Origin of the sequence: Candidatus Avoscillospira sp. LCP25S3_F1, from assembly GCF_052117125.1 — a bacterium.
Taxonomy (GTDB): Bacteria; Bacillota; Clostridia; order Oscillospirales; family Oscillospiraceae; genus Avoscillospira_A.
Genome location: NZ_JBQKJT010000009.1, coordinates 133,421 through 157,533, shown reverse-complemented (window position 1 = coordinate 157,533; position 24,113 = coordinate 133,421). Strand labels below are relative to the sequence as shown.

The 24,113-nt window shown below is 58.9% G+C and carries 23 protein-coding genes and 1 pseudogene; 2 read left to right on the top strand and 22 right to left on the bottom strand.

From position 1 onward, the window contains the following. Positions 1 to 171, top strand: a pseudogene (locus tag ACTQ33_RS10145) (IS30 family transposase); the annotation flags it as partial. A 121-nt stretch (positions 172 to 292) separates the two neighbouring features. Here ACTQ33_RS10145 and ACTQ33_RS10140 read toward each other — a convergent pair. From ACTQ33_RS10140 to ACTQ33_RS10085, 12 genes are all read right to left on the bottom strand, one after another. Then, positions 293 to 1,669 carry a penicillin-binding transpeptidase domain-containing protein gene (locus tag ACTQ33_RS10140; protein ID WP_441464424.1) on the bottom strand — a complete coding sequence of 459 codons (1,377 nt, stop codon included), beginning with the start codon at positions 1,667 to 1,669 and terminating at the stop codon, positions 293 to 295. Further along, entirely contained in the window at positions 1,666 to 3,384 is a 1,719-nt protein-coding gene (locus ACTQ33_RS10135) for an FtsW/RodA/SpoVE family cell cycle protein (protein ID WP_441464422.1), read from the bottom strand. The genes ACTQ33_RS10140 and ACTQ33_RS10135 overlap by 4 nt, the downstream gene beginning before the upstream one ends. 92 nt (positions 3,385 to 3,476) lie before the next feature. Next, complete coding sequence (locus ACTQ33_RS10130; protein WP_441464421.1) at positions 3,477 to 3,671, bottom strand: PspC domain-containing protein; 195 nt, start codon at positions 3,669 to 3,671, stop codon at positions 3,477 to 3,479. A gap of 14 nt (positions 3,672 to 3,685) precedes the next feature. Further along, entirely contained in the window at positions 3,686 to 4,525 is an 840-nt protein-coding gene (gene aroE, locus ACTQ33_RS10125; protein WP_441464419.1) for a shikimate dehydrogenase, read from the bottom strand. Beyond that, positions 4,518 to 4,952 (bottom strand): type II 3-dehydroquinate dehydratase, encoded by a 435-nt coding sequence (aroQ, locus tag ACTQ33_RS10120; RefSeq protein WP_441464417.1) that lies wholly within the window; start codon positions 4,950 to 4,952, stop codon positions 4,518 to 4,520. The genes aroE and aroQ overlap by 8 nt, the downstream gene beginning before the upstream one ends. After that, positions 4,949 to 5,458, bottom strand: coding sequence for a shikimate kinase (locus tag ACTQ33_RS10115; protein WP_441464415.1), 510 nt, complete (start codon positions 5,456 to 5,458; stop codon positions 4,949 to 4,951). Before ACTQ33_RS10115 ends, aroQ begins: the two co-directional genes overlap by 4 nt. After that, on the bottom strand, positions 5,455 to 6,618 hold the full coding sequence (locus tag ACTQ33_RS10110) for a bifunctional chorismate mutase/prephenate dehydratase (protein ID WP_441464413.1): 1,164 nt from the start codon (positions 6,616 to 6,618) through the stop codon (positions 5,455 to 5,457). The genes ACTQ33_RS10115 and ACTQ33_RS10110 overlap by 4 nt, the downstream gene beginning before the upstream one ends. A 12-nt stretch (positions 6,619 to 6,630) precedes the next feature. After that, on the bottom strand, positions 6,631 to 7,674 hold the full coding sequence (aroC, locus tag ACTQ33_RS10105) for a chorismate synthase (protein ID WP_441464411.1): 1,044 nt from the start codon (positions 7,672 to 7,674) through the stop codon (positions 6,631 to 6,633). 5 nt (positions 7,675 to 7,679) lie between these two features. Further along, positions 7,680 to 8,909, bottom strand: coding sequence for a 3-phosphoshikimate 1-carboxyvinyltransferase (locus tag ACTQ33_RS10100; protein ID WP_441464409.1), 1,230 nt, complete (start codon positions 8,907 to 8,909; stop codon positions 7,680 to 7,682). Positions 8,910 to 8,918: 9 nt separating this feature from the next. After that, a complete protein-coding gene (gene aroB, locus ACTQ33_RS10095; protein ID WP_441464407.1) occupies positions 8,919 to 9,977 on the bottom strand; it encodes a 3-dehydroquinate synthase in 1,059 nt (352 codons plus the stop codon). Continuing rightward, entirely contained in the window at positions 9,958 to 11,211 is a 1,254-nt protein-coding gene (locus ACTQ33_RS10090) for an AI-2E family transporter (RefSeq protein ID WP_441464405.1), read from the bottom strand. Before ACTQ33_RS10090 ends, aroB begins: the two co-directional genes overlap by 20 nt. Before the next feature lie 3 nt (positions 11,212 to 11,214). Then, positions 11,215 to 12,054 carry a deoxyribonuclease IV gene (locus ACTQ33_RS10085; RefSeq protein WP_441464403.1) on the bottom strand — a complete coding sequence of 280 codons (840 nt, stop codon included), beginning with the start codon at positions 12,052 to 12,054 and terminating at the stop codon, positions 11,215 to 11,217. A 123-nt stretch (positions 12,055 to 12,177) separates the two neighbouring features. Here ACTQ33_RS10085 and ACTQ33_RS10080 point away from each other — a divergent pair, with 123 nt between their 5' ends. After that, a complete protein-coding gene (locus tag ACTQ33_RS10080; protein WP_441464401.1) occupies positions 12,178 to 13,161 on the top strand; it encodes a helix-turn-helix transcriptional regulator in 984 nt (327 codons plus the stop codon). Here ACTQ33_RS10080 and ACTQ33_RS10075 read toward each other — a convergent pair. The 10 genes from ACTQ33_RS10075 to ACTQ33_RS10030 all read right to left on the bottom strand — a co-directional run bounded on the left by ACTQ33_RS10075 (position 13,146) and on the right by ACTQ33_RS10030 (position 24,092). Further along, entirely contained in the window at positions 13,146 to 13,580 is a 435-nt protein-coding gene (locus tag ACTQ33_RS10075; protein ID WP_441464399.1) for a metal-dependent hydrolase, read from the bottom strand. The two genes, ACTQ33_RS10080 and ACTQ33_RS10075, sit on opposite strands and share 16 nt — an antisense overlap. 75 nt (positions 13,581 to 13,655) lie before the next feature. Continuing rightward, entirely contained in the window at positions 13,656 to 16,031 is a 2,376-nt protein-coding gene (locus ACTQ33_RS10070; protein ID WP_441464397.1) for an endonuclease MutS2, read from the bottom strand. A 12-nt stretch (positions 16,032 to 16,043) separates the two neighbouring features. After that, positions 16,044 to 16,781 (bottom strand): DNA repair protein RecO, encoded by a 738-nt coding sequence (gene recO, locus ACTQ33_RS10065; protein ID WP_441464395.1) that lies wholly within the window; start codon positions 16,779 to 16,781, stop codon positions 16,044 to 16,046. 419 nt (positions 16,782 to 17,200) lie between these two features. Continuing rightward, positions 17,201 to 18,157: a stalk domain-containing protein gene (locus ACTQ33_RS10060; RefSeq protein WP_441464393.1), complete on the bottom strand. Its 957-nt coding sequence runs from the start codon at positions 18,155 to 18,157 to the stop codon at positions 17,201 to 17,203. Between the two features lie 21 nt (positions 18,158 to 18,178). After that, on the bottom strand, positions 18,179 to 20,059 hold the full coding sequence (locus ACTQ33_RS10055; RefSeq protein ID WP_441464391.1) for an RNA polymerase sigma factor: 1,881 nt from the start codon (positions 20,057 to 20,059) through the stop codon (positions 18,179 to 18,181). A gap of 155 nt (positions 20,060 to 20,214) precedes the next feature. Beyond that, positions 20,215 to 21,099, bottom strand: coding sequence for a GTPase Era (gene era, locus ACTQ33_RS10050; protein ID WP_441464389.1), 885 nt, complete (start codon positions 21,097 to 21,099; stop codon positions 20,215 to 20,217). A 25-nt stretch (positions 21,100 to 21,124) separates the two neighbouring features. Continuing rightward, positions 21,125 to 21,619 (bottom strand): rRNA maturation RNase YbeY, encoded by a 495-nt coding sequence (ybeY, locus tag ACTQ33_RS10045; RefSeq protein WP_441464387.1) that lies wholly within the window; start codon positions 21,617 to 21,619, stop codon positions 21,125 to 21,127. Positions 21,620 to 21,622: 3 nt separating this feature from the next. Then, the gene (locus tag ACTQ33_RS10040) at positions 21,623 to 22,615 is read right to left on the bottom strand and encodes a PhoH family protein (protein ID WP_441464385.1); all 993 of its coding nucleotides are present in this window, start codon (positions 22,613 to 22,615) and stop codon (positions 21,623 to 21,625) included. Beyond that, a complete protein-coding gene (locus ACTQ33_RS10035) occupies positions 22,612 to 23,808 on the bottom strand; it encodes a sporulation protein YqfD (RefSeq protein WP_441464383.1) in 1,197 nt (398 codons plus the stop codon). Before ACTQ33_RS10035 ends, ACTQ33_RS10040 begins: the two co-directional genes overlap by 4 nt. After that, positions 23,805 to 24,092, bottom strand: coding sequence for a YabP/YqfC family sporulation protein (locus tag ACTQ33_RS10030; protein WP_441464381.1), 288 nt, complete (start codon positions 24,090 to 24,092; stop codon positions 23,805 to 23,807). Before ACTQ33_RS10030 ends, ACTQ33_RS10035 begins: the two co-directional genes overlap by 4 nt. Positions 24,093 to 24,113 lie beyond the last annotated feature (21 nt).

Below are 24,113 nucleotides of genomic sequence, written 5' to 3'. Positions count from 1 at the left end.
TGTCAAAATAAGATGATTCGTCGAAGACTTCCCAAAGGAACGGACTTCGGAAAAGTTTCTGCCGCAGCCATCGCGGAATTGGAGCAGTGGATGAACAACTACCCCAGGAAAGTTCTTGGATGGAAAACTGCTGAAATGCGCTTCCAAGAATGTATTGCCACTCTCATATAACAGTTAATGATATCATTTATCATTTTTTATCATTTTTTCGCATTTACTCTTGACATCTGCGAAATTTTTTCGACTTTTTTTGTGGGCCATTCAGTGGCCTCTGAAAGGCCCACAAATTGTTTTATTCAGCTGCCAGAACCGCAGCGCATTCCTGCAGCACAGCGCCTGCAATACTGGAGCAAACCGCACTGCCGGAACCAGCGTTCTCCACCACCACGATAAAGGCCAAAGGACAATTCGGGTCCGCCACAAAGCCCGCAAAGGTGGCATGGGGCATCCGGTCACTATCCACTTCCGCCGTGCCCGATTTCGCGCAAACCGGCAGATCTCCGAAGTTGCTCTGGCCGTAAATCTGCTGGACATTGTTCCGCATCATCTCTGTCAACGTCTGGCAGGTTGAGGCTTCCAGTAATCGGCCTGTCGTTTCTGTCTTGGCGTGATAATCGCCAAGCAGAGAGGTGCTGTCAACCGATGCCATGAGATACGGCTCCGCCGCCTCTCCCCCACCGCCAATGACGCCCATCATCCGCATAAAACCGCAGGGGTTGATCAAATCGGTATATTGGCCGATACCGGACCAGGCCACATCCACATTGGGTGCGTCAGTCAGATCAAAATTTCCCTTGGCCGTATGGTATCCGTCCACAAAGAAACTGTCGGTCACGCCCAGCTTCTCCGCATACTCTGTCAGTACCTCCGGCCCCAGCTGCAAGGCAAGCTGCCCATAGGCCACGTTGCAGGAGTGCGCCAGCGCTCCTTTCAGGTCCACCGCCCCGTGTACGCCGTTACAGTTGACCGTATCCCCTTCCACGTCAAAAGAGCCGTTGCACTGGAACGACAAGGACGCTGTATCCGGCAGCGTCTCCAACGCTGCCGCGGTAGTAACCAGCTTGAAGATAGAACCGGGTACAAATGTAGCGTTGAAAAAGCGATTGACGTATACGCCGTTATATGCCCCGCTGGTATCCCCGGCAATATCCGGCACCTGGTCCGGGTCATAGGTAGGGCTGGACACAGCACAGAGAATTTCACCGGTCTTGTAGTTGTAAACACCCACGGTACCGGCTCGGCCACCCAGAGCTTCCAACGCTTTCTGCTGCGCCCGGGCACTGATGGTCAGCTTGCCTGTACTGACCTTTTCCGTCAGATGATAGGTACCTGTCAAAAAATTATAACCCACCATCTGGTCCGCGTATTCCTGCAACATGGGCGCAGCGATATAGCCCTCCCGGTCTCCCAGCAGATGCAGCATCGCCTTTCGCAACGTGGCGTCCTCGGCGTACTTCCGCCCCTCAGTGGCATCCAGAATCACCGTACCATCCCGATCTGTTAAAATGCCACTATTCAGAATGCCGCTGCTGTAGGTGTGCGGATTGCCCGGGAAAACCGCCCAGTCGGCTCCTTGGAGAAAATAGCGCAGCACAAAGGCACCCATGCCCAACAGCACGGCAAAGGTCAGGGCCAAGACCGCCATGGCCCGTTTCGACACTTTTTTCACGCGTCCTCCTCCTCTCCGCCGTTACCGGCCAGCTTGATCGCAAAGCTGGCATTCTGCCGCGTATCACAGGCCTTGATAAACGCCAGCAAGCCCCAAGCCGAGATCATACTGGAGCCGCCGTTGGACACAAAGGGAAACGTCACGCCGGTCAGGGGCAAAAAGTCCATGGTGCCGAACACATTGAGCACCACTTGAATCATAAAAATACTGACGGCTGCACAAGCGCTGATGGTATAGAAGCTGCTGCGGCCCACAGATGCGGAGCGCACCACAAAGACGCTGAGGCACACAATGGCCAGCACCGTCAGCACCGCCACAATCAGGCCCCACTCCTCGGCCACAAAGGCAAACACCAAGTCCGTATCGGCGGCGGCCACATACCGCAGTCGTCCGCAGCCTACACCCAGCCCCAGGAGGCCGCCGGAGGCCAGACACATCATGGCCCGAGTCTGCTGATAACCGGCGCCCAGGGGGTCCTCCCAGATATGACCCCAGGAGGCAAACCGTTTGAGGGCATAGGGACGGAACCGGACCGCCAGGATACCGGCAAAGCCCGTACCGGCACAGATCAAAGACAGGGTGGCAAAATCACCGGAGCGCAGATAGGCGATAACCAGAAAGGTCACAAAAAAGATCAGCGCCGTGCCGAAATCGTTCATCAGTGCCAGGCAGCCGCAAATAAAACCGGAATAAACAATGAACAGCCACAGATTACGCTTGGTCATCAGGCGGTCCATGGTGGAAGCGCCGGCAAAGATAAAGCAGACCTTCACCAGCTCCGAGGGCTGGAACGACATGCCGCCAATAAAAATCCAGTTTTTTGCGCCGTACTGTTCCGTACCAAATACCAGATTGACCAGCAGCAGACCAATGCCTGCCGCCGAGGCCAAATAGCGGATTTTTTTGGCCCGTTCCAAATCCCGCAGAGACCAGCCCACCACCAGGAAAAGCACCAGGCCCATGCCCACGCACAGCAGCTGTTTGAACAGCTCTCCCGGCGCAGACGAGGCAATGACCGCAAATCCCAGTGTGGTCAGGTAAAAGGCGATGGTCTCAATTTCATAGCCTGTACGGCGAAACGCCCGCATGGCCCAAAACAGCAGCCATTGCAGCGCCGTCAGGCTGCCAAAGGCCAAGGCCACCGTGGGGGTCTCCGCCGGTTTCACCTGGAACAGCAGCTGCATCATGGTCAGCACCTGAAACAGCATCAGATAAAACAGCGTAATGGCCGGGCGAATCTGACGGCCTGCCAGCGTCCGGGCCGCCGCCTGCCGGGACTCCTGTTCCCGGGAAAACGGCACCAGCGTCACTTTGACGCCGCCCAGACTGATGGTATCGCCGTACTCCAAGGCACAGCTGCGGACGGCCTTACCGTTGACTTCCACACCGCCTTTTGAGCCCACATCGCTGATGGACCAGCTGCCGTCGTCGTAGCGGGTCAGAACCGCATGGCTTCTCGATATGGTGGGATAGTCCAGCACCAGGTCGCAATTTTTACCCCGGCCCAGCAGCGTCTCCCAGTGTGTCACCGGCAACCGGTCGCCGCCGGGCAGCACTACATAGGCCCAGTACTCCGGCTCTCGCTGAAACGTCAGCAGCGCCTTGGCACACCGGCCCAGAATCAAAATCGACAGGATGGGGAATACAAACCGCAGAATCCCGCCGTACAGTGCTTCAAAGGACAGGCCCCCTAACAGGGTTGTGATCCATTCCATGTATCAATTCTCCTAAACAGACTCTAAAACGGACAAAAGGGGCCGCCGTTCCCAACGGGAACGTCTACCCCTCTGCATACATCCTTATGGACTCAATACGGACTTTTCGGCACCACAATTGCCCCAATGATATAGGCCAGGACACCCACAGGGAAGAAAAACCAGGCACAAAGCAGCCACAGAATCCGGACAATGGTTGGGTCAATATTAAAATACTCCGCCACGCCGCCGCAGACACCGGCCAGCTTTTTATCCCGTACGGAGCGATATAATCTCTTTGAACTCATGTTGCAGCCTCCTTTTACGATGATACTACACCGGATTTCGTCAAATTGCAAGTGGTTTTGTAGAGGAGGCGCGCCATTTCCAGCTGGTCAAAAGACACGCCGGTGAAAAAGGCAAACGCCAAAGTTGCCTGATGAATCAACATGCCCACGCCGTTGACGGCCAGCATGCCCCGCTCTTCCGCCGCCAGTAGCAGAGGTGTTTTCGGCGGGGCGTACAGGATATCGATTACGGCGCAGTCCCGACGGAGATTGACCAGAACGTCGCCGCCGACACTGCCCTCAATGGGAATGGTATTGATCAAAAGGTTCGTGTCCTCTGGCAGCGGCGCGTCCAGCGTAGCAGCATGCAGCACATCCGGGTGTTCCATACACAGGGATTGGGTTTTTTCCACCGTGCGATTGCAGACCGTTACTGCGGCCGCCCCGTCCCGGACCGCTTTGCGGATAATGGCGCCCGCCGCGCCGCCGGCCCCCAGCACCGTCACATGGGCATCGCGGAACGTCAGGCCATGCTCGGCCAGCATATTGGCAAAGCCGTCTCCATCGGTATTATGTCCAATAAGCCGCCCATTATCGTTACGAACCGTGTTGATGGCCCCAAAGTAGACAGCTTCCGGCGTTTTTTCGTCCACTAAATCCAGCAAGTGGAGCTTATGGGGCATGGTGGCGTTAAAGCCGCTCCAGCCCTCCTGCCGGACCGTATGGATCCAGTCTGGCAGCTGCTCCACCGTCACCCGCCGCGCCGTATAGTCATAGGGCAAATTCAGTTCCCGGGCCATGGTATTGTGGAGCAGCGGCGACAGGCTGTGGCTGATGGGATCGCCGATGACGGCCAACTTGTTCCGCTCATCCATGCCGATGCTCCATAAAATAGGTCATGGCCGCCACATAGCCAAACGTTCCCAATCCGCAGATCTGCCCCACGCAGGCCGGAGCCGTCACGGATTTGTGGCGGAACTCCTCCCGCTGATGGACATTGGAGATATGGACCTCGATGCACGGCACATTTACAGCTTTGAGGGCATCCAGAATGGCATAGCTGTAATGGGTGAACGCGCCGGGATTCATAATGATGGCGTCATAGTTGCCCACAGCATTGTGGATGGCGTCGATCAGCGCCCCCTCATGGTTGGACTGGAAGCAATCGGCCTCGGCCCCCATGTCCGCTGCTTTGTCTTTCAGCATGGCACACAGGGCCTCATAACCGGTGGAACCATAGATGCCCGGTTCCCGGCTGCCCAGCAGATTCAGATTTGGACCGTTGAGAATGAGAAATTTCACAGAACTCCCTCCAGTATATGCAGATGCTGTAGAATCTCCTCCACCGTATCCTCCACCGAGGTAAAGGTTTCGATGACGGCGTCGGCGGCTGCCCGATAACGAGGTTCCCGCGCCGCAAAGGTTTGCAGAAACGCCGCTTTTCCATTCTGGGCCAAGGGGCGTCCCGCCATAGATGTGGAATCAAAGATCAAATCTGCGGGACGGTTGAGAAAGAACAGCACGCCCCGCGCTTTCAGCAGGGCCACGTTTTCCGTCCGCAGGATCAGGCCGCCGCCGGTGGCGATGACCAGATTTTCCCGGTCGGTCAGCTGGCGGCAAATGGCCGTCTCCCAGTCACGGAATGCGGGTTCCCCGTCCTGCGCAAAGATCTCCGGGATGGCCTTCCCGGCCTGCGACACAATCATATCGTCGGTGTCGAGAAATTCCCGGCCCAGCCGCCGGGCCAACGCCTTGCCGCAGGTGGTCTTCCCGCTGCCCATCATGCCGGTCAGTACAATGTTTTTCATAGCTGGGCCGCCTTGTAGTTGCCCAGGACGCGGAAACTGCTGGCCGCATCGATGAGTTCCCGGATACCCCGGTCCATTTCCTCCCGCCGCAGATTTCCGGTGAAGTCGGCGTAGAAGCTGTACTCCCAACGGGATTCCGGCACCGGGCGGGATTCCAGCTTTTCCAGATTCAACCCCGCATGGGCAAAGATTTGCAGAATCCGGCACAGGCTGCCCTCCCGGTGGGGGATGGTAAAGCGAACACTGATCTTATTGGCGTCCTCCGGAAACCGTGGCTCGGCGGCCACAACGATAAATCGGGTATAGTTCCGCACATTCTCATTGATGGCAGACTGCAAAATCTGCAAACCGTACAGCTCCGCCGCCCGACGGCTGGCAATGGCGGCCTTGGTAATGTCGCCGGACTCCGCCACAAACCGGGCTGCCACGGCAGTGTTCACCATTTCATGGTGTTCCCATTTGGGGTGTTCCCCCAGGAAGGGGCGGCACTGGGCAAAGCCCTGGGCATGGGAATACACATCGGTGATGGTGTCTATGGAGGCATTGGGCAACGCCACCAGACAGTGGTGCACCGGCACAATCTGCTCGCCCACAATGTAACAGCCGAATTTGCCCAACAGATCAAAGACATCGTTGATGGAGCCGGTGGAGCTGTTTTCGATGGGCACTACGCCGAAGTCCCCGAAGCCCTCCTTCACCCCCCGGAACACACCGTCCCAGGTCTTGAGGTTGATCCGCTGGCAGTCGTCGCCGAAAAATCCCATGGCAGCCTCCTCGCAGTAGGCGCCGGGCTGGCCCTGGTACAGGACCCGCTGTTCCGTCAGGGGTCGGCCGCTCCAGTGGCGCATGGCCTGATAGGCCTCCAGATCACCGGCCTTGGCCGGGTCCGTCTCGGTGACCATCCGACGCTGTAAGGACCGGCTGCCCGCCATAATGGTCTCAAACAATGCGATGACTTGGGGGCGAAGGCCGGGGTCTTGCAGCAGCTCCGCCTTGGCCTGGAGCACCTGCCGCTCCCGCTCCTCGTCCAGCACCGGTAAATGATGGGCCACCTTATAGGCTCCCACCTCCCGGCATATCGCCATCCGCTCTTCAAACAGGGCCACAATCTGCCGGTCCAGCCGGTCGATCTCCGCCCTGCACTGTTGTAAGTCTCGCATGGTGCTCCCCTCTCAAAGCAATTCTGTCATGGCCAGGGCCGCCGCCGCCTCAATGACCGGCACAGCCCGATGGACCACACAGGGGTCATGGCGTCCATGGACCACCAGCTCCGCGTTCTCCTGCCGGGACAGAGAAATGGTCTGTTGGGGCTGGGAGATGGAGGCGGTCGGCCGCAATGCCACGGAAAAGACAATCGGCATTCCGTTAGTGATACCACCATTGATGCCGCCGGTGTGATTGGTTGTGGTCTCCACCCGGTCTCCCGACATGGTCAGCGGGTCGTTGGCCTGGGAGCCGTACATGGCGGCAAAACCGAAGCCCGCGCCGAACTCTACGGCTTTTACCGCCGGAACAGCAAACAAGTGCTGGGACAGAATGCCCTCCACATTGCAGCCGAAATCGGGGCTTCCCAATCCGGCCGGCATCCCCACCACGGCGCACTCGATGGCTCCGCCTACGGAGTCCATGCGCTCCCGGGCATCGTAGATTTCTTTTCGCATCCGTTCCCCGGCCAGGTCCGACAAGGTGGGAAAGGATTTGTCGGCCAAGATACGAAACAGCGCCGGGTCCGTATGTACCGGGTCAAAGCGCTCGTCCTCCACCGGACCGATCTGCCGGATGTGAGCGCCCACATAGATGCCCCGTTGGGCCAGAATCTGTTTGGCCACCGCTCCCGCAAAGACCAGCGGGGCTGTCAAACGGCCGGAAAAGTGGCCGCCGCCCCGGTAGTCGTTGCAGCCGTTGTAGCGGATATGCGCCGCGTAATCGGCATGGCCCGGCCGGGGCAGATCGTTTTGATAGTCCCGGGAGCGGGTGTCGGTATTTTCAATGACGCCGCAGAGGGGCGTACCGCAGGTGCGTCCCTCAAACAGGCCGGACAGAATTTTTACGGCGTCAGCCTCCCGCCGGGTCGTGGACAACAGGTTTTTGCCGGGGGCCCGGCGGTCCATTTCCCGGGCTACGGCCTCCATATCCAGCACCAGTCCCGAAGGGACGTTTTCCAGCACCACGCCAATGGCCGGGCCGTGGGATTCTCCAAAAATCGTATAGCGCATGGGCTTTATACCTCCTCTACCCTGCCGCCCAGGGACGCATAGACCTGCCAGAAATCCGGGTAGGATTTTTTGACGCTGCCCGCGTCCTCCAATAACACCGGGCCGTCACAGACTGTGGCGGCCATAGCCGCCATCATGGCAATACGGTGGTCGTTGTGGCTGTTGACCACGCCGCCATGAAGCAGCTCCACACCGTGGATCTCTAGCCGGTCATCATATTCGGTGATCTGTGCGCCCAGGCGGTTCAATGTCTCCGTCACCGTGGCCAACCGGTCGCTCTCCTTCATGCGGAGCCGCGCCGCGCCGACGATGTGCGTCGTCTCTCCATTGCGCAGGGCGGCATGGAGGGCCAGAGGCGGCACCAGATCGGGGCACTGGCTCACGTCCAGGGTCTCCGTCCCGTGGCCGCAAAGTCTCTCATAAAATGTCGCAATCATGCGGTCGCCCTGGGCCGACTGGTCATTCATGCCCCGAATGGTCAGGTCGTTGCCCAATCCTTTTGCGGCGTAGAAGAACCCTGCCTGGGACCAGTCCCCTTCCACCGCCGCGTCCATGGGCTGATACGGACTGCCGCCGGGAATCTGGTATTGCCCTGCCGCCGTCTCTGTCACCGGGACACCGGCCTGCGCCAGCGCTTCCAGGGTCATGGTCAAATAGGCCGCCGATTCCAGTGTCGTTGTGCTGACCAGCGTAGACGGACCGTCCAGCAAGGGCAATGCGTACAGCAATCCCGTAAAAAACTGGCTGGACACGTCGCCGGGCAAGGCGTAATGCCCCGGATGCAAAGCACCCTGCACCGTCAGTTTGCCGGGCGTCCGCTCATAAAACACACCTTTTTCTGTGAACAGGTCGAAATAGGGTTGCTGGGGCCGCTCCAGAAGCCGTCCCCGGCCCGCAAAAATGCCGCCTCCAGCCACAGCCAGTGCCACCGGAATCAAAAAACGCAAGGTGGACCCGGATTCGCAGCAGTCCAGTACCGGCAGCTGTGCAAATTGGGGCGTGCCGTGGGCAAAGACACCCGTCACGGTGACGGTGTCGCCGGTGCGCTCCACCCGGGCCCCCAAGGCCCGCAGACAGGCCATTGTGGCTTCCATGTCCTGGGAGTGAGTAATCCCCCGGATGGTGCTTTGACCACTGGACAATCCCGCCGCCAGCAGCAGCCGGTGGGCCTGGGATTTGGAGGGCGGCGGCGTCACCGCGCCGCAGAGCCTGGCCGGGTAAAGTCTTACGTCCATAGGCCCTCCTTACAGCTGCTCCAACAGCGCGGCCCGGTCCATGGCCACAGGCAGTGCCTTGCCCAGCCGTTCGAGGAAAATAAAATGGATGGTCTTTCCCTGGTTTTTCTTGTCCAGGCCCAAAACCGTCTCGCAAACCGTCCGGTCGGCTTCGATGGCTGTAGGCAGGCCGAACGCTGTCAGCAATGCCGCAATGCGTTCATCGGTTCCCGCCGGTGTATGGCCCAGCTTCTGCCCCAGCTTCGCCGCCGCCACCATACCGGCGGCTACGGCCTCCCCGTGGGTATAGGTCTCATAGTGGTACGCCTTCTCATAGACGTGGCCCAACGTGTGACCGAAATTGAGAATCATACGGATACCCAGGTCCAGCTCGTCCTGCTCCACCACCTGCCGCTTGATATCACAGCAGGCCGTGGTGATATCGGTGATCTCCTTCATCACGGCGGCACGGTTGCCCAGGCGCTCCAAGTTTGCAAACAATGCTTCGTCCCAAATGCAGCCGTATTTGATAACCTCCGCCATGCCGTCGGCAAAGACACGGTCCGGCAAACTGTTCAGTGTCTCCGGGTCCATGAGCACCAGTTTCGGCTGATAAAAGGCTCCTGCCAGATTTTTGCCGGCCATCAGGTCCACAGCCACCTTGCCGCCCACGGAGGAATCCACCTGGGCCAGCAGCGTTGTCGGAATCTGGATAAAGTCCACACCCCGCAACATGGTGGCGGCGGCAAACCCCGCCAAATCCCCCACCACGCCGCCGCCCAGGGCAATGACGGCGTCGGTGCGGGTGACACCGCCCTGGGCCATCTGTTCCCAAAGCCAGGCCAGCCGTTCCGGCGTCTTGCTCCGTTCACCGGCGGGAATGGTCAGCAGTGTGGCCTCCAATCCGGCATCGGACAGACTGTGCAGCACCGTATCGCCGTACAGGGGCGCCACATTGGTATCGCTGACCACAAAGCAGCGCTTCCCCCGCAGCAGCGGCGCAATGTGTGTGCCGCAGGTTCGCAGAACACCGTTTTCGTTGACAATATCATAGCTGCGTTCGTTGAGATTAACCCGCAGAGTCCCCATGTTTTTCTTCCTTTCCCATCTCCCCGGCAGGCAGGTCCGCTACCTGCCGGATGGAGAAATATGCCTTGGTTTGAACGGGTCTGCCCCGTTTGCGCAGAGCACGTTCCGTATAGTCGCTGATAAGCATATAGATAGTGGCAAACACCGGCACGCCCAGGAGCATGCCCGGAAAGCCGAACAGGCCGCCGCCCACGGTGATGGACACCAGAATCCAGAACCCCGAGATGCCCACATTGTCGCCCAGAATCTTGGGACCGATAATATTGCCGTCAATCTGCTGCAAGACCAGCACAAAAATGACGAAATAAAGGCCCTGAATGGGGCTGTTGAGCAGAATCAGCAGCGTACAGGGAATGGCGCCGATGATGGGTCCGAAGTATGGAATCACATTGGTGACGCCCACAATGGTGGACACCAGCACGGCATAGGGCAGCTTCAGAATGGATACGCCGATATAGCAGAGGACGCCGATAATCAGCGAGTCGATAATCTTGCCAATGATAAAGCCGTTGAAAATCTTGTCCACCTTTCGGGCCTGCTCCATAAGCCGGTCCGCCCGGTCCGGAGACCACAGGGCCACGGTGAGTTTCTTGGCCTGACTGAGGAACCGGTCTTTGGCCCACAGGGCATAGATGGCCACCACAATACCGATGACCATATTGATCAATTCCCGCAGCACGCCGTAGACCGACGTGGTCAGCGTCAGCAGCAGAGACTGCATCCGGCCCACCAGATCATTCTGGATGAAGTTCTCCAAATGCCCATAGCCGTTTTCCAGGGCAAGGTTGACATATTGGACAATCTGCGGATTATCCTCCACCAACCGGCCCACAAACTTTTCAATACTGGCGTAGTAGTCCGGCAGCTGTTTGGCAATCCCCAGGATGCTGGCGCCTACCTGAGGCACAATGAGTTTGATCAGCAGATAAATGAACAAGCCCGCCATGCAGAAGGCAACAAGAATGCCCACCAGACGGCTGAGCCGCCGGGCTTTCTCCCCTTGCAGCTTCGTCTTTTGCAGCCTTGGCAATAACAGTTTGTCCACCCAACGGACAAAGGGATTCAGCAGATAGGCGTACACCAGGCCATACAGGATGGAGGAAATCACCTTTGTCAGCTGAGAAACCTGGCCGGAAATCATGGGCAGATTCACCAGCAGCAGCAGCCCCGCCAGCAGCGCCAGACAGATCAGGATGCCGCGCAGCAGCCACAGCAGCTTGGGATGTTCTTCCATGGGCTACGCTCCTTTCCCGTCATGGGCCCGCAGCAGGGCAATTTCCCTGGCATAGCCCTCTAATTCATTGGGGGTTTCCAGCAGCAGCGGCAGCTGGTGCAAGATCGGATGGTCCACCACCGCGTAGAAAAACTCCAGTCCCAGGGTTCCCGCTCCCAGGCAGGCGTGGCGGTCCTTATGGGCTCCCAGAGGATTCATACTGTCGTTGATGTGCAGCGCCTTGAGCCGGTCCAGTCCCAGGACCCGGTCGAACTCCTCCAGAACGCCTTCCAGATTGTGGACTACATCATAACCACCGTCGGACACATGGCAGGTATCGAGACAGACGCCCAGTTTATGGCCCAGTTCCACCCGGTCGATGATGGCCCGCAGCTCTTCAAAGGTGCGGCCCACCTCACTGCCCTTTCCCGCCATGGTCTCCAGCAGCACCGTCGTGGTCTGTTCCGGCCACAGGATGGCGTTGAGCGTATCGGCAATTTGGGTGATACCCGTTTCGGCGCCCTGGCCCACATGGCTACCGGGATGGAAGTTGTAATAGCAGTCTTCCACAGCCTCCAGACGGTGCAGGTCGTCTCCCAGCGTTTGCCGGGCAAACTCCCGGACCGACTCCTCAGCGGAACAGGCGTTGATGGTATAGGGGGCATGGGCCACTATGGGGCCGAAGCCGTGCTCCCGGCGCAATGCGTTGCCGGCGGCCACATCGGCCGGGTCCCAGTCCTTGGCCTTGCTGCCCCGTGGATTTCTCGTAAAAAATTGATACGTATTGGCGTCAATGGACAGCGCCGTTTTCCCCATGGCTGCAAAGCCTTTGGACGACGACAGATGACAACCTACATACAACACAAAATCACCTCGCAGTTTTTATCGATTATACCATAGACTTCGTCGCTTTACTATAATTTTTCTGTGAACACTTTGCACTTTTATCGAAGTGTGGTACAATCGCGGCAAAGGATTGGTGATAGCATGGCAAAATCGGAACAGCAAAAGGGAAAACTCCTGGTGCTCAAGGACCTTCTGGAACGAAAAAGCGACTGCGACCATCCCCTATCCATGCAGGATATCCTCTCCCATCTGGAAACACAGGGCATCGCAGCCGAACGAAAAAGCATCTACAGGGATCTGGAGACCCTGCGGGAGCAGGGCATGGACATTCTGTACCGTCAGGGCCGGAGCGGCGGATACTATCTGGCCGCCCGGGATTTTGAACTGCCGGAACTAAAACTGTTGGTGGACGCGGTCCAATCCTCCCGGTTTCTGACGGAAAAAAAGTCCCTGGAACTGATCGCCAAGCTGGAGCGGCTGGTCAGCATTCATGAGGCCGGGCAGCTGCGGCGGCAGGTGGTGGTTTCGGGCCGCATCAAGACCATGAATGAGAGCATCTACTATACGGTGGATCGCATCCATGAGGCCATCGGTCGCAACAGCACCATCACATTCCGGTACTTCGACTGGGGCATGGACGGGGAAAAGCAGTTCCGTCCCCGGCTCTATGAGGCCAGTCCCTACGCCCTCTGCTGGGCCGATGAAAACTACTATCTCATCGCCCATTCCGACCGCCACGGCATCACCCACTACCGGGTGGACAAGATGGCGGAACTCACCTGCACCGGCCGTCCCCGGATCATGACCGACGAAGGCCGCAGTCTCGATCTGGGCGCCTATTCCAAAGCCGTTTTTTCCATGTTCCACGGCCAACGGACCACGGTCCGCATGCGGTTTCACCGGTCTCTGGCCGGTGTGGTCATTGACCGGTTCGGCCTGGACACCATCCGCACCCCCGACGGCCCTGAGCATTTCACCGTCACGGCGGAAATCTCCGTCTCCCCCACGTTCCTGGGCTGGTTTATCAGCTTTGGCAGCCGGGCGGAAATCCTGCATCCCCCGGCGGTCCGTCAGCAGATGGCAGACCTTCTGGCAGAGACGCTGGCCAGTTACCAGAACGAATAACCCAAAAACCGGTGGAGTACCACCGCCGCCAGGACCACCCACAATCCGGTACGCAGGACCCCGTCCAGTACACCACCGGAGGCAATGGTCACCACCGGCGTGGAAAGCCGTTTTTTCCAGGGCCACAGCAGCGCCACACCCGCCGGATTCAGCACATCCAACAGCAGATGCAGCAAAACGCCCGCCCCCAGGGGCGGATACAGTCCATAACAAAGGACCGCAAACAGCAGAGAATGGGTGACGCCCCGGTGTTTCAACAGCCGCGGCAGAATGGGAACATGCCGTCCCACCAGACTGTCCCGGTGGTCGATATCCGGCAGAATGGACCCCAACGTCAGAGCGGCCATGGCCGGAATACTCAAGTTCGGCGTCAAAAGGGCCGCCGTCAGCCCAGCGGTCACATGGGTGTTTCCGCGCATACGTTTCCTCCTGTAAAAATTGTGTGCCGTCCGGCCACTTGGCCGGGCGGCACAGTTCTCTCTATCTGACAGTACTTAAATTTCCACGATGGTGACGCCGTCCTCGCCCTCGCCATAGACGCCCAGGCGGAAGCCTTTGATCTGACGGTTCTGTCGCAGACGCGTCTGAACGGCCTTTCGCAAAACGCCGGTACCCTTACCGTGGATGATCCGTACCGACGGGACCTTGGCCATAATGGCCTGGTCAAGAAACTGATCCAACACCGTAATGGCCTCCACCGAATCCATGCCCCGCAGGTCCAGTTCCGTGGGAACGGCGGTGTTGCGCAGCTGGCGGCGGGTTTTTTCGATGAACTTCTGGGTGGTCTTCTGAGGCTCGTTTTCCAGCAGATAGACCTCGTCCTTTTTGGCGTTGATCTTCATGATGCCCGCTTGCAGCTGGTAGGTGCCGTCCTTGTTGACAGCCAGCACCGTGGCTTTGCTGCCCAATTTCAGCAGCTCCACCGTATCGCCCACCTGAATCTCCCGGCTGGCCTTGGGCCGTTGCTTTTTCGGCTCCTCCCGGGACGACAGCCGGGCTTCAGCTTCGTTGAGATTCCGGCGCAGCTGGGCCTGCCGCTCGTTGATGCCCTGGGCGTCGGCGGCATCGTGCATCTGCTTGCGCAGCTTCTTCAATTCGTCATAAGTGGCGTTGGCCGTGCGGCGGGCATCCTCGATGATGGCCTTGGCTTCGGCTCTCGCCTTCTCCACCGCCTTGTCCCGCTCCCGCTTGATCTCAGCCACATAGGCATCGGATTGGGCCTTGGCTTCCTCCATCTCCCGACGCAGCCGCTGGGCCTCCACCTTGGCCTGCTCCATCTGCTGGCGCTGGGTCTCCAATTGATTGAGGACCTCTTCAAAGTTCACGTCGTTTTCACTGACCAGGTCCCGTGCCTTTTTAATGATCTCCTCCGACAGGCCCAGCCGCTGAGAAATGGCAAAGGCATTGGACTTGCCGGGAACACCGATCAACAGCCGGTAAGTGGGTTTCAGCGTCTGAACGTCAAACTCGCAGGAAGCGTTGATGACGCCCTCCGTCCGCATGGCGTACAGCTTCAATTCCGCATAGTGGGTGGTGGCCGCCACTTTGGCCCCCATGCGCCGGCAGAAATCAATCAGGGCCATGGCCAGTGCCGCGCCCTCGGCCGGGTCCGTACCGGCGCCCAATTCGTCAAAGAGCACCAGACTGCGGCTGTCGCAGACCGCCACAATCTCCACGATGTTTTTCATGTGGGCGGAGAACGTGGACAGGGACTGTTCAATGGATTGCTCGTCGCCGATGTCCGCCAGCACCATGTCAAACGTAGAGATATAGCTGCCGTCCTCGGCGGGAATATGGAGACCGCACTCGGCCATCAGCGTCAGCAAACCAATGGTTTTCAGGGTGACGGTTTTACCGCCGGTATTGGGGCCGGTGATTACCAGGGTATCGAAATCGCTGCCCAGCCGCACAGAGATGGGCACAACGGTTTTCTTATCAATCAGCGGATGACGGGCGCTTTTCAGCTCCAGCTGCCCATCGGTCCGGATTTCCGGCTCCATGGCGTGCATGGCATAGGACAGCTTGGCGCGGGCAAAAATACTGTCGATGGTCACCAACATTTGATAATTGTGGTTGATGGGGTCCTGATACAATGCCGCTTCCGCCGACAGTTCCGCCAGAATCCGCTCGATCTCCGCCTGTTCCTTGACTTGCAGTTCCCGCAGTTCGTTATTGGCATTGACCGCCTGCATGGGTTCCACAAAAAACGTGCTGCCGGAGGCGGACACGTCGTGAACCAGACCGGGAATGTCATTCTTGCACTCGCTTTTCACCGGCACCACAAACCGACCGGAACGGATGGTGACAATGCTCTCCCGCAATGCCTTGGAATAGGTGGGCGAAGAGATGATTTTTTGCAGGGATTCCCGAATTTTGCTGCTCTGGACCCGGATATGGCGGCGGATATCGGCCAGCGCGCTGCTGGCGCTGTCGGCAATCTCCTCTTCGGAAAGAATGGAGTTGGAAATCCGGTCTTCCAGGTATTTATTGGCCGTCAACTCCCAGAAGTAGACATCCAGGCAGGAGGACACGGCATCGGTGTCGGCATAGGCCTTGACGGTCCGGGCCACCCGGAGACTGGACGCAATTTTCAGCAGTTCGCCGGGCGTCAGGCTACCGCCGCGGCGAGCACGGTCCAGGCTGGCGCCCACGTCCCGAATGCCGCCCAGGCTGGGTGAGCCTTTCAGAGAGATCAGCTTACAGGCGGCGGTGGTCTGCTCCTGGAGACGGCGCACTTCATCCACATCGGTCTCCGGCTTTAGATTGCGGCAGACCTCCTTGGCCGCGTCGCTGACGGCCTGGGCTGCCAGCAGGTCCAGAACGCCGTTCAGCTCCAGTTTCACAAGGGATTTTTCGTATAATTCACTCATAATATGGAAACCTCATCGTTTCAGGGATTTATAAAAGTCCAGGGTGTGGAAGCCCCGTTCCAGCTGGGTCATCAGATAGGCCTCCGACAGCTGGGACAGTTCCTCCGCCGTGGCGTCGTCCACGGTAAAGGAAAAAATCTGTTTAGGCCCGCAGGCGGTGATATAGTGGAGGGCCGTCCGGGCGGCGGCGCTGAGGAGCACCAGCGTCCCCTGTCCGGGTCCGCAGCCGCTGCACTGGAGGACACCGTGGACCAGATCAAACCGGTCGGGCATAGGATTACCGCAGACAAAACACCCGGAGAGTTCCGGCAAATAGCCTGCCAGGCAGACGGCTCGCAGTTCAAACACCGCCTTAACTACCGGTTGCGGCTTGTGGAGCGGGCCCAGGGCATACAGACAGTTGAGCAGCAGCGACAGCAATTCCGGGTTGGGACAGTCCTCCTGGGCGATGGTCTCCGATACCTGGGCGAAATAGCTGGCCAGAGAAAGCAGTTCAATATCCTGCCGCAAGGCCGGAAACTGTTCTTTGGTCACCGCCTCCGTAATGGTCAGGTACCCCCGCTGCTCCGATACGGTAAATTCCGAATAGGCCAACAGCTGGCAGGCCGCCTTGAGGGTGCTGCGGCGTCCCCGGACGCCTCGGGCTTTCATGGTCACCGGTCCATGGTCCCGGGTCAGCACCGTCAACAGCCGGTCATGCTCTTTGTAGTCGGTCTCCCGCAGAACGACGCCCTCGGTCTTCCAGTACATGGTTACCTCCCAGTTATGTACGGCCCACATCCGGCGGAGGGGATTTTTTCCCCCCGCCCTAGGGCTTCGGTTGCTCTTTCTCCCCGTCCTGCTTCTCGTTTTGATGCTTGCTCATAACGTAATACTCCGGCGCGCCGGTTTCAAAAAACAGCTCCCACAGTCGTTTCTGACGCATGGTAACCACCTCCTGCAATCTTAGGATTTGCAGGAAGCAGCGGGATCATGCTGCCAGTTTTTTACGCGTGCAGCGCCCATTTCACAGCCGTTCCACAATGCCGCTGCGCTCCATCATCCACCGGACGCCTTGGAATAGTCCGCAGGTGACGGCGGGGGCTAACTTGTTCATCATATCGCAGTTTTATCGGTGCGTCAATAGGCGTTTCCGGCCTTTTCCATGAAAGCAGGATACCAAATGGCGCTTAAACCCAAAAACTTGGAATGCTGTGCTGCGTATAGTAACTGTTAAACGCAATACGGGTGATATGGCCGTGCGCTACCTCGTAGCCAAATTGGAGCTCATAGCCATAGAGTTCCCACGCTCGCTGGGGCGTGTCGCCAACCCGCAGCCCTCGTGCCGTGGCGCACTGGGGACCATCGAACACGATGGCCACGATGATTCCGTCCAGCCCCCATCCGTCCTCCTCGCCCGGACGAAGCCGGGCCACATGGATGGCGTAGCCGTCACCCCGGTATTCCACCTCGTCGTAATAGTCCCGTGTGATGCCCAGACTGCCCACCTCCTGGACCTTGCCCCGCTGCTCCGCCGGCAGTTCATCGAAATTCGTCATGGTAGCAAAACCATCGCACATGTGCTCTTCCGGCTGCAGCAAATCCAGCACCGCAAAGCCGTCCTCGGGATAGAACGAGTAGCCGTTGAGATACTCCGGCGACGCTTGCCGCCGCAGCACATAGTCTGTGGGCGCATAGGCTGTGCCATCCCGCAGCAGGGGCGTCGTGGCCGCGGTGACAGGACAGCTTCCACGCTTTATAGAAAACTGCCTCAGCTCGTGGTCTATCACATAGTCTTTCCCATCGGGAGCCGTCACCCGCGTTTCCCCGGCATATAGAATGTAGGGGCCATCGTCTGTCTGGAGTATGATGGTGTTGCCCGCCACCTGCACTGTGTCACCCAACAGCGCCGCCAAATCCTCCAACGGTACATAGAGCAGGTCGTTTTCCACAAACGGCGCGTGGTCCAGCTCCACCAGAACGTTGTTGACCAGCACCTCTGTCCGGTCCGGCCACAAGGTAATGCCACAGATGCCATCATCGGGGTACAGCGCCAGCCAACCCTCCACATCCAGCTTGGCAGATGGCATCTGCGCCGACACCAGAGTCCCGGCCAACAGTCCTACAGAAATCAGTTGTTTTACCATGGTAGCCATCCTTTCTCTTATTCATCCGTACAAGCCGCCAAACAGTTCGATCCTGGATATGGTCCACTCCTTATTCAGATAGAAGCGTACGCCTGCGCCGCCCTCTTGATACATCACATCATAAGGGCGGCCGTCGCGGTACTCCACCAGGCCGAACGCCCCCATATGGATGGGGGTGCCGTAGAGCGGCACGCCGTAATACTCCCCTTCGATCTCGTCAGGTACATAGAGCCACGCCTCGTTGCGGAATGTGGACAGCAGCTTCTCCAGCGTGTCGCCCACTTGGATATCCCGCACATAGGGCAGGTCCGGCCGCTCGTAGGTGATTTCCCCCACCGAATAGTCTGAGCTGTCCGCCTCCCGGTTGCAGGTGATGGATATGCCGTCGTAGATACGTGTTTCCCAGGAAAAGCCGTCGGCTTCATGGACCAGCGTATTTTCCACATCCTGTACCGGGCCAAACTGCTGGTCCAACGTCTCCGGCGTCGTCTCCTGCTGGGGCAAGAACGCCGCGCCCTCAAATGCCATGTCCGCATGGGTAAACATCGGGGCGTCGGCGCCGCTGCCCAACCGGGGTGTGGTGATCTCCTCCGGGTCCAGCGGCACCTCCTTGGCGGACAGATAGTAAAACCCGTCGGGCTCCAACGCCACTTCGTAAATCTTTCGCTGATACAACACCGTGTCGGGCCGTCCGTCACAGTACCGTTTGCCACGGAACTCCGCCGTCACGGTGACCGTCCCGCCGCTGCTTTGACAGTCGGTGATGGACAGGTCCGGTGTGCCGGTCTGCTCCGGCAATCGGGCCAGCCGCACCGCTTCCGCATAGATATCATAATCGCGGCACTGGGTCAGATCAAAGGTATAGGTGTGGAAATGTTCGTCCAGCACGGGACGAATAATCTCGTCGGTAAACCAATAACTGCCGTTGTCCTCCTGCCAATAGGTCTCCACCGTTTCCGGGTCCACCCACTGGAGATACAGGCGAAACAGCGCCTCCGAGGACAGATCTTCCGGCGTATCAAAGGTGAATCCGTGATCGGGAACGGCCCACTCCGCCGGTTGGAGCACGGTGTCCCGCAGATAGTCTGTCAGCGTTTCCGGCTGCTCCGTATGGTCGCTCAGCATATTCTTTAAGTCCGGCGGCTCTGTGTGGTTCAGTTTCCGCAGACCCAAAAAACCACCCACGATCAGACCCACAGCAGCGATACCGGCAGCGCATTTCAGCACTGTCCCAGCAGCGGCCGCTTTGGCCGCCGCTGACAGTGCCGGAAGTGGTCCGACCGATGATTCTGCCCCAAAAGCGCTGGAAAGCAATGCTGTAAGCGCCAGAGCAGAGACACCGTGGCGGCGCAATCCCAACCGCAGCGTCTTACGCGCCCGATAGAGCCGCGTCTTGACTGTGGCCATGGGCACCGACAGCGCCGCAGCGATTTCCCGGACTGTCAGTTCATCGTAATAGAACAGGAGAACGCACGCCCTCTGGTCCGTCGGCAGCTGATCTACCAACTGCCGGACAAGCTGCGCCGTCTCTGCCGCATCCAGCGCCGCATCCGGCAGTCGCTCCGTCGCGTCCTCCGCCCAGGTGTCCAGCAGGCTGTCTCCCTCCGCTGTCTCCGGCATCGGGCACTCCCGTGGCTTCCGGTTCCGATGATTGCGGCAGCGGTTGCAGACGATTTTCAGCAGCCAGGGCCGAAACGCCGCCGGGTTCTGCAATCCAGGCAGTCCCCGAACCATGGCCAGCAGTACCTCCTGGGTCACATCCAACGCACTCTCCCGGTCCCCAATCATTTTACAGCAGTGAAAAAAGACGAAATTTTGTACAGCGGCAACCAATTCCTCTTGAGCCGTCCGATTTCCATCCCGGCTCTGCTCCACCAGGGAACGCAGGTTCCGATCATCCATGCAGTACTCTCCTCCTTTACAGGCATCGGGGCTCTTAAACAGTTCCCCTCTGTCTATAAAAGACACAGATTGTGCGCCGTTGGTCACACCGTTTTTTCAAAGGACAAAAAACGCAGAAGCGGGGTACCGCTCCGCGCAGCGCCCCGCTTTACCAGTTATTTTTCAAATCCGAAATTCTGAATGAGGCGTGCGCTGTCGCGCCAGTTTTCCTTGACCTTGACCCACGTCTCCAAATAGACCTTCGTACCCATGAACCGCTCGCAATCCTCCCGGGCCATGGTGCTGATCTTCTTGAGCATGCTCCCCTGTTTTCCGATAATGATGCCCTTGTGGCTGGCTTTCTCACAGTAGATGGTGGCATCCACATCGATAATCCCGTTGTCCCGCTCGGAGAATTTGGTGATCTCCACAGCGGTGCCGTGGGGAATCTCCTTGTCGAGACACCACAGGAGCTTTTCCCGGATGATCTCGGCAATGATCTGCCGCTCGGGCTGGTCTGTCACCATACCATCGGGGAACAGCTGGGGACCGTCCTGGGCGTAGCCCATGGTCTCCGCAATCAGTTCTTCCACACCGTCGCCGGTCTTGGCCGAAATGGGAACGACGGCGGCAAAGTCAAAGGCCGCGCTGTAGACGGCAATGACCGACAGCAATTCGTCCTTCTCCACCGTGTCGATCTTGTTGATGACCAGCACCACCGGCGCGCCGCCCCGCATCTGGTCCAGCAATGCCTGCTCCTGGGAACCGATGTTGGCAATGGACTCCACCAGCAGCAGCACCGCGTCCACATCGCTGACGGACTCCCGCACCACATCAACCATATAATCGCCCAACCGGGTCCGGGGCTTGTGGAAACCCGGCGTATCCATAAACACAATCTGCGTATTGTCCCGGGTCAAAACGCCGCAAATGCGGTTACGGGTGGTCTGGGGCTTGTTGGAGACGATGGCCACCTTCTCCCCCACCAGACGGTTGATGAGGGTGGACTTGCCCACGTTCGGCCGTCCGGCAATGGTAATCATGGCGGATTTCGTAATCATGTACTTCCTCCCGTTGTCTTTTGTATTATCGGGGCAGCTCGATGTCTGCCAGAATGGCTTCCTCCCGGGCCCGCATCTGCCGTTTCATAGGTCCCTCGTCCAAATGGTCATAGCCCAGCAGATGCAGTACCGAATGGATGGTCAGATAGCCCGCCTCCCGCTTGAGACTGTGGCCGTATTCTTTCGCCTGAGCCGCTGCCCGCTCCAGAGACAGAACCATATCCCCCAGGGGCAGCAGCCCCGTCTCCGGGTCGATATCCCCGGAGACGTCCGCGGGAAACCGGCCCGGCTCGTAGTTGAACATGGGAAACGACAGCACATCCGTGGGCCGGTCCACGTTGCGGGTCTGGCGGTTGATGACATGGATGGTGGCGTCATCGGTGACCAGAACATTGATCTCACAAGGTACGTGGACACCCTCGGCGTCCAGCGCCGCCGTGATACAGCGGCGCAGATGGCGGCCCAGCAGTACCTTACGGGCGGCGCTGCCCTCAAACAGCAGATTGATCCGGTGCTTCATTGGTTATCGCTTCCTTTGGAACGTCTTGCCGGCGACCGGCGGTTTTTTCGTCTCATACTTCTCATAGGCGGCCACGATCTGCTGCACCAGCTGATGGCGCACCACGTCGCTGGCCGACAGGCGGCAAATGGCAATATCCGGCACGCCTTCCAAAACCTTCAGCGCCTCTTTCAGACCGCTGACCTTGTCGGCGGGCAAGTCGATCTGGGTGGCGTCGCCGGTGATGACGATTTTGGAGCCGAAGCCCAAACGGGTCAGGAACATTTTCATCTGCTCCCGGGTAGTGTTCTGGGCCTCGTCCAGGATAATAAAGCTGTCATCCAAGGTCCGACCGCGCATATAGGCCAGAGGGGCTACCTCAATATTGCCCCGCTCCAGATATTTTCCATACGTCTCAGGTCCCAGCATATCAAACAGGGCGTCATACAGGGGCCGCAGATACGGGTCCACCTTGTTCTGGAGGTCGCCGGGCAGGAAGCCCAGCCGCTCTCCGGCTTCCACCGCCGGACGGGTCAGAATGATGCGGTTGACCTCCTTGGCCCGGAACGCCGCCACAGCCATAGCCACGGCCAGATACGTCTTACCGGTACCAGCGGGGCCGACGCCCAGGGTGATGGTATTCTTGGCAATGGCCTTGAGATACTTCTGCTGGCCCAGGGTCTTGGCTTTGATGGGCTTGCCCTTGGCCGTGACGCAGATGACGTCCTTAGCCATCTCCCCCACCTTGTCGTCGTTGCCGGCGTTGATGAGGCTGATGAGGTAGCGCACCTTCTGTTCGTCAATGGTCTCGCCCTTGGAGGCCAGGGACATGAGGGCTTCGATGGCCCGAACGCCCTTGTCGGCAGCCTCCACATCGCCCTGAACCTTCAATTCCGTGCCACGGTTGGTCACATGAATGTCAAAGGCCTGCTCAATGCGCTTGATATTTTCGTCAAAGGAGCCGAACACACTGATGATCTGCTCGATGCGCTCGGCGTTGATTACCCGTTCTGTCATGTAGTTCCTTCGCTTTCCCATTGAATTGCGGGGACGGGCCGCGCCACCATTTCGTGGCAGGCGTAGTCCCCTGTGAGCCGGTACACCGCGCCCTCCCGCCGGACCGCGGTCCGATCCTCCAGGATTTGCCCGGCAATCATGGACTGCTTCAAGGCTCCGGCGGCGCCGGTTCGCAGAATATCCGCGGCTTCCGCCGGCGGGACTGTCGCCGTCTCTGTCTCCCGCTCCACGGCAATCTCCTCGATCCAGCCGATGGGCAGCGTATAGCCTCCCGGCAAGGTCAAGGGATGATTCACCACTATTTTATCACATCCGGTACCCCAAATTCCACTGTCTCCATAGAAATTTATTCGTTTTTTCCCAATCTCCACGGCATATCGCCGCTGTTCGCCCGTGACCTCGCCCTTGCAGACGGCTTCCGCCGGCGTCACGGCGTCCTGGTCGTGCCAGGTGTTACCATAGATTTCCCCCAGGGCGCGGGTCACTTGGGTGGAGATTTCCAGCTCCTGATAGGCCGATACCAGGACCTGCCCCTTCTGCACCACGTCGCCGGGCTCGCACAGCGCATGTCCCGACAGAACCTCCATCTGCGTGATGAGACAGTCCTCCGCCGAAACCAGATTGCAGATTTCCCGGCGGTCAATGGGTTCGTCGGCGGTCAGCCGCTCCCGGACCACCACCGTGGCCAGACCGCCGCTGCGGTTCACCGTCAGCCATTCCAACTCCGGAATGATATTGAGCATCTGATTTTTCAAATCCTGGGACACAATATCGCCACCCCGGGTGCCAAAGCCTACCCCCAGCTTTTCCAGCTCCTGCAAAATTTTCTCCGCCGGTACCTTGTCGTTACCCTCCACATGGATGCACCAGACAAAGCCCGGCAGCACCGTCATCATCACCGCCACAAGACCAAGGGCACAGATCAGGAACTTCCGGCGCAGAAGCTTGGGCACCAGCAGGGGCAGACCAGTCTCCCGGGCTTCCACCACGGTACCGAAGGACCGTTCCGCCAATTCTTCGGCCCGCTGCCGGTCCCGCCGCCGGACAGAAAAACGGCACGTGAAAGGGTCCGGCCGCTGCAAATCCCAGAAAAACACCCCTTCCCGGACCAGACGGTTGAGGACCTGTTCCGGCGCCGCTGCGGTCACCGTCAGGCAGACGCTGCCCAGAAGCCGCCGCATCCGGCCGGTCATGGACAGCCTCCCGGCAGCAGCGCCACATCGGCCACATTGCCGCAGACCGTGACAAAGCCCTGGTTCATCAATGAAATGGTGAGTCCGGCCCCGGTGATCCGCACGGCCCCATCGGCCACGGCCACCGTCACGGCGTCTTCCGTGTACTCCGTCACGCCCCGGTGGTGTTCAACGGTCACCTGTTGAAATCCCATGACCTCCACCCGCGGCGCATTGGTCAGAACATCCTGCGGCACATCCAGCCGTTGGGCCGCCGCCGTCAGAAGCGCTTTTGTCCGCTTCACACGCATCCCTCCTTGTACGCT